This is a genomic window from Amaricoccus sp. (genome assembly GCF_036846665.1).
GTDB lineage: Bacteria > Pseudomonadota > Alphaproteobacteria > Rhodobacterales > Rhodobacteraceae > Amaricoccus.
This window is the reverse complement of the sequence record NZ_DAIUBO010000250.1, coordinates 1-5248: the sequence shown is the minus strand read 5'-3', so window position 1 is coordinate 5248 and position 5248 is coordinate 1. Positions and strand designations below refer to the sequence as shown.

The following is a 5248-nucleotide window of genomic DNA, read 5'->3' as shown; positions in this document are numbered from 1 at the left end:
CCTCGTGCCGCGGGCGGTCCTGCCGGCCCTGCTGCCCGGCTGGCTCGCCGGTCTGCGCCTCGGCCGCGCCGCCGCCGATCCCGGAGCGGTCTGGCGCGGAGAGCTCGAGGTCGCGCCCATCCGCGCCCGCGCGGCGCTGCTGCGGGCGGCGGCGACCGGACGCTGGTAGCCGCGGCCGCTGGCATCGTTGGTCCGTGCCCCTGTGCCCCGGCTTGGGTGTATCGGGTTCACTTCACCGCGCCCGCCGCCATGCCTTTGATGATGTAGCGTTCCAGGACGATGCCGATGATCACCAGCGGCAGGATCGCCGCGGTGGAGAGCGCGGCCATGGACCACCAGTTGATGCCCTGGCTGCCGGTCTGGCTCGCCACCATCACCGGCAGGGTATTGGCGGAGGTGGAGGTCAGCAGCGCGGCGAAGAAATATTCGTTCCAGCACAGCACCAGGCTGAGGATGAAGGCCGCGACCATGCCGGGCAGGGCGATGGGCAGGACGATCTGGAAGAACGCGCCCCAGATCGAGAGCCCGTCGACCAGCGCCGCCTCCTCGAGCTCCACCGGGATGCCGTGGAACTGGTCGCGCATGATCCAGATGACGATCGGCAGCACGGTGAGCGTGTAGATCAGGATGATGCCCACGCGGCTGTCGAGCAGGGCGAGTTCCTTGTAGAGCACCAGGAAGGGCAGCGCGAGCACCACGGGGGGCAGGATCAGCTGGCTGAGGAAGAAGAAGGAGATGTCCTTGTTGCGCATGAAGCCGAAGCGGTAGCTGAAGCGGCTGAGCCCGTAGGCCGCCAGCGAGCCCAGCACGACGGCGAGCGCCGAGGCGCTGGTCGCGACGATGACGCTGTTCCAGAACCGCTTGAGGAATTCCGCGCGCGGGGTGGAGATCTCGCCGATCGTGTCGGGCGAGAGCCCGAGCGAGCGCCAGCCCCGCCAGTCCGGCTGGAAATCGACGAAGGGGATCAGATGGCCCTGCGTGACGTCGGGCGCGGTCTTGAACGAGGTGGTGACCGTCCAGAAGATCGGAAAGAGGCAGATGACCGACCAGAGGATCAGCGCGGCATAGATCGCGGTGCGCGAGGCCCAGGCGCCGCGGCTCCCCGACACGGCCTCCTCCGCGCTCATTGACTTACCCCGTGCGACCTGGCGAGCAGGCGGTTGAAGAGGCTCAGGAGCGCCGTCACCGAGATCACGATCAGCACCAGATAGACCATGGCGAGCAGCGTGCCGTAGCCGACGTTCGAGCGGTCGCGGTATTCGCGGAAGATGAAGCTCGTCACCGAATCCGTGGCCCCGCCGGGGCCGCCGGAGGTCACGGTGATGATGATGTCGGCGAGCTTGAGCTTGAAGATGATGCGGATGACGATCACCGTGACGCTGACGGGCAGCATCAGCGGAAAGATCACCTCGCGGAAGGATTGCCAGCGGGTGGCGCCGTCGACGCGGACGGCCTCGAGCACCTCGCGCGGCAGTGACTGGAGCCCGGCCAGCAGCATGATCATCATGAAGGGGATGAAGGTCCAGGCGTCCATCACCATGATGGTGGCCCGCGCGATCTCGGGCGTGCCGAAGAAGGAGGGGCTGTCCCAGCCGAGCCAGCGCGCGAAGCTCGCGACGGGGCCGAAGCGAATCTCCAGCATGGACTTGCCGACCATCCAGCTCACCGCCACCGGCGAGAGCATCAGCGGCATCAGGAACACCACCCGCCAGAACTTGCGCGCGCGGATGTCGGCGTTGAGCAGCATCGCGAGTCCGAAGGCGATGGCGTATTCCACCAGGATCGCGAGCACATACCAGAGCATGGTCCTGAGCGCGTTCCAGTAGAACGGATCGGTCCACATCTGGCGCAGATTGTCGAGCCCGTTGAACCGCCGCCCCGTGGCGCCGCTGAGGTTCCAGTCGGAGAAGGCGATCCAGAGGCCGAAGAGCAGCGGGAAGATTACCATCGCGACGGTGAAGAGCACCGCCGGAAGCACGAAGAGCACCCGCTTGCCCTGTTCGCCACGCATCAGGACCTGCGCGATCCCGAGCGCGATGCCCCAGGCGACATAGGCATAGACCACCGGCCGCCAGGTCGCGAAGCCGGGGGCGAGCATGCCCGCAGCGTGAAGGGCCTGGAGGAGAAAGGTCCCCACCAGCACCGCACTCGCCAGCCAGATCAGGATCCGCCCCGCGCGGACACGCCCGGCAGGAAGATCGTCGGGCGAGACGGTGTGGAGGCGGTCGGCGTCGACGGCGGTCATCGCGGCAGCCTAGCCGCCGGCAGGGGCCGAGTTAACTCGATTCTTCGCCGGCCGTTCTCCGGTCACGCGGTCCGAGGATTGCGGTGGAGGCGACGATTGCAAAGGCCCCGCCCTGACCACAGAATGAAGCCGCGGGAACGGCCGCCGGCACCGCCATGGCATCGGTTCCCCCGGAGGGTGGAGACATGGACGCGGCTTTCTGGCATCGGCGCTGGGAGAGCAACGAGATCGGCTTTCACCAGGGCGAGGCCAATGCACTACTGGTGCGGCATTTCGCGGCGCTCTTGCTGCCCGAGCATGCGCGCATCTTCGTGCCGCTCTGCGGCAAGACACGCGACATCGCCTGGCTCCTGTCCCGAGGGTACCGCGTCGTCGGCGCGGAGCTGAGCCGGCTCGCGGTCGAGCAGCTCTTCGAGGAGCTCGGGGTCGAACCCGAGACATCGGCCTCCGGGCCGCTCCTGCGCTTCGCCGCCGGCGAGGTCGAGGTCTTCGTGGGCGACGTCTTCGATCTCACCGCCGCGATGCTCGGCGCCGTGGCCGCGGTCTATGACCGCGCGGCCCTGGTGGCCCTGCCCGCCGGGTTGCGCGAGCGATATGCCGCCCATGTCGCCGCGATCACTCGCTCCGCGCCGCAGTTCCTGATCTGCATGGAATACGACCAGACCACGCGGCAGGGCCCGCCCTTCTCGATCGACGGCGCGGAGGTGACGCGCGTGCACGGCGCGCGCTATCAGGTGACGGAGCTGGCCCGCGCCGCCCTGGAAGGCGGCCTGAAGGGGGCGGGGCCGGTGCAGGAGACGGTCTGGCTGCTGCGGTGATGCCGGACGACGGCGCGGCGCCCCCGTCGGGCCGCGCCCGGGCTTGACCCGGATGGCTGCACCGATAGGTTGAGGGGCGGGCTTCCCGCGAGGCCATCCGGAAGGGCATGATGGCGCAAGCCACCGATCCCGACGCGCGGCGTTCCGCGCCGGCGTCCGCCGCCGGCCACGCGCCGGTGATGACCGAGCGGCGGGTGGCGCTGATCGGCGGGCTGATGGTGGCGATCGGGCCGATCTCCATGGCGCTCTACACGCCCGCGATGACCGAGATCATGCGCGCCTTCGGCACCACCGAGGCCGCGGTGAAGATGACGCTGACGCTCTATTTCGGCGGCTTCGCCTGCGCGCAGCTGATCGCGGGGCCGCTCTCGGACGCGCTGGGGCGGCGTCCGGTGACCTTCGCCTTCCTGGGCGTCTATTGCCTGGCGAGCCTCGCGGCGCTCGCCGCACCCTCGGTCGAGGCGCTGATGGTGGCGCGCTTCCTGCAGGGGATCGGCGCCTCGGCGGGGGTGGCGATCAGCCGCGCCATCGTGCGCGACCTCTTCACCGGGGAGCGGTCGTCGCGGATCATGAACCTGATCGGCATCATCCTCGCCCTCGGCCCGGCGCTGGCGCCGACGATCGGAGGGCTCCTGCTGATCGCGGCGGGATGGCGGTCGATCTTCGTCGCCATGGCGGCCTTCGGGGCCGTCGCGGTGACGGTCACCGGGCTGGCGATGCGCGAGACGGCGCCGGCGGATCGCGCGCGGCTGCGGTTCGCCGCGCTCTGGGCATCCTACCGCGAGCTCCTTGGCAGCCGGCACTTCCTCGCCTGCTCCGGCGTGGTGGCCGGGTCGATCGGCGCGCTCTATGCCCAGGCGACCTTCCTGCCCTTCATCCTCATGCAGCGGGTCGGCCTCAGCCCCGCGGAATTCGGCCTCAGCATGCTCTTCCAGTCGGGCAGCTTCTTCGCCGGCTCGCTGCTGGTCCGGGCGCTGATGCGCCGCGTGAGCGCCTATGGCCTCGTCGCGCCGGGGCTGGGTCTGATCGCGCTCGGCAGTCTCGGGGTGCTGACGCTGCTGGTCCGGCCGCCCACGCTGCTGCATGTGATGCTGCCGGTGGCGGTCTATGCCGCGGGCATCGCCTTCGTGATGCCGGCGATGACCACGGCGGCGCTGGCGCCCTTTCCGCGCATCGCCGGGGCGGCGGCGGCGCTGATGGGGTTCCTGCAGATGGGCGCGGGCCTGGTGATGGGCTCGCTCGGGGCGCTGATGGGCGATCCGCTGCTCGCCATGGGCACGCTCATCCCGCTCATGGGCGCCTTCGCCTGCCTCGCCTATGCCGATCATCGCCGCCATCCGCAGCGCGCCGGGCCCGAGCCGCGCGGCGATGCCATCGCCGGCCTGCCGGTGGGCCGCACGCTGCTCCCGGAGGAGCCACCCGACCCGCGCTGACGGCGGCGGCGCTCAGAGCCGGATGTCGTAGGTCACCCAGCTTGTGCGGTCGGCCAGGCGGTCGTAGACGGCGCGGGCGCGGGCATTGTCCTCGGCGGTGATCCAGCGGATCACGCTCCAGCCGCGCGCGGCGCCCTCGGCCCGGACCGAGGCGATCAGCGCCTCGGCGGCGCCGTGGCCGCGGGCCTCGGGCGCGACGAAGAGATCGTCGAGAAAGCCGCCGGTGCTCGCCGCGAGCGGCCGGGCGAAGGGGCGGAAATGCGCGAGCCCGACCAGATCGCCCTCGGCATCCACCGCGACGCGGCCCTCGACCGCATGCGCCTCATCCATGAGCCAGGACCAGACGGTCGCACGCATCGCCGCGGTCTGGGTGACCCGGTAGAACTCGGCATAGCCCTGGTAGAGCCGCTCCCATTCGGGGCGGTCCGTGGCGCGCGGCGCGCGGATCGGAAGCGTCATGACGGCCTCCGGGTTGCGGGACGGCCATCGGTATCACGGCGGTGGTGGCGCGGTCGAGCCCGGCGGGAACCGGCCGCGCGACCGGGGCCGATCCCGAGGGGGGGATCGGTCCGAGGCGGGATGTGCGCGTGCGCACATTTCGCTAACAATTTGAAATCATGTAGGAAAAGCGCGCGCCTTTACCGGATGTTCACGCTATTGCCTGCGGCCCTCGCGGTCGACTCCTGCTCCTGCCGGGGGGTGTCCCCAGCCCGATCGACCCGTGGCGATCGGGCCGCGCCGGCCCTGCCGGG

At 70.4% G+C, this 5248-nt stretch carries 5 protein-coding genes; 2 read left to right on the top strand and 3 right to left on the bottom strand.

Annotated elements, in window-relative coordinates; translation table 11 throughout:
• Positions 1-227 precede the first annotated feature (227 nt).
• Positions 228-1127, bottom strand: coding sequence for a carbohydrate ABC transporter permease (locus V7050_RS17860; protein WP_324374137.1), 900 nt, complete (start codon positions 1125-1127; stop codon positions 228-230).
• On the bottom strand, positions 1124-2245 hold the full coding sequence (locus V7050_RS17855) for a carbohydrate ABC transporter permease (RefSeq protein ID WP_324370126.1): 1122 nt from the start codon (positions 2243-2245) through the stop codon (positions 1124-1126). Before V7050_RS17855 ends, V7050_RS17860 begins: the two co-directional genes overlap by 4 nt.
• Positions 2246-2430: 185 nt before the next feature.
• On the opposite strand from V7050_RS17855, the gene tmpT reads away from it, so the two are divergent.
• Together tmpT and V7050_RS17845 are read left to right on the top strand one after the other, a co-directional pair.
• Positions 2431-3063: a thiopurine S-methyltransferase gene (gene tmpT / locus V7050_RS17850; protein WP_324370128.1), complete on the top strand. Its 633-nt coding sequence runs from the start codon at positions 2431-2433 to the stop codon at positions 3061-3063.
• Between the two features lie 107 nt (positions 3064-3170).
• On the top strand, positions 3171-4496 hold the full coding sequence (locus tag V7050_RS17845; RefSeq protein ID WP_324410955.1) for a multidrug effflux MFS transporter: 1326 nt from the start codon (positions 3171-3173) through the stop codon (positions 4494-4496).
• Between the two features lie 12 nt (positions 4497-4508).
• On the opposite strand, the gene V7050_RS17840 is transcribed toward V7050_RS17845, so the two are convergent.
• Complete coding sequence (locus V7050_RS17840) at positions 4509-4955, bottom strand: GNAT family N-acetyltransferase (RefSeq protein WP_324370131.1); 447 nt, start codon at positions 4953-4955, stop codon at positions 4509-4511.
• Between the last annotated feature and the right edge of the window lie 293 nt (positions 4956-5248).

Bases quoted from the DNA above. Each gene is read 5' to 3' on its own strand.
- V7050_RS17855 (WP_324370126.1), bottom strand. From the start codon at position 2,245: ATGACCGCCGTCGACGCCGACCGCCTCCACACCGTCTCGCCCGACGAT.
- V7050_RS17860 (WP_324374137.1), bottom strand. From the start codon at position 1,127: ATGAGCGCGGAGGAGGCCGTGTCGGGGAGCCGCGGCGCCTGGGCCTCG.
- V7050_RS17840 (WP_324370131.1), bottom strand. From the start codon at position 4,955: ATGACGCTTCCGATCCGCGCGCCGCGCGCCACGGACCGCCCCGAATGG.
- tmpT (WP_324370128.1), top strand. From the start codon at position 2,431: ATGGACGCGGCTTTCTGGCATCGGCGCTGGGAGAGCAACGAGATCGGC.
- V7050_RS17845 (WP_324410955.1), top strand. From the start codon at position 3,171: ATGATGGCGCAAGCCACCGATCCCGACGCGCGGCGTTCCGCGCCGGCG.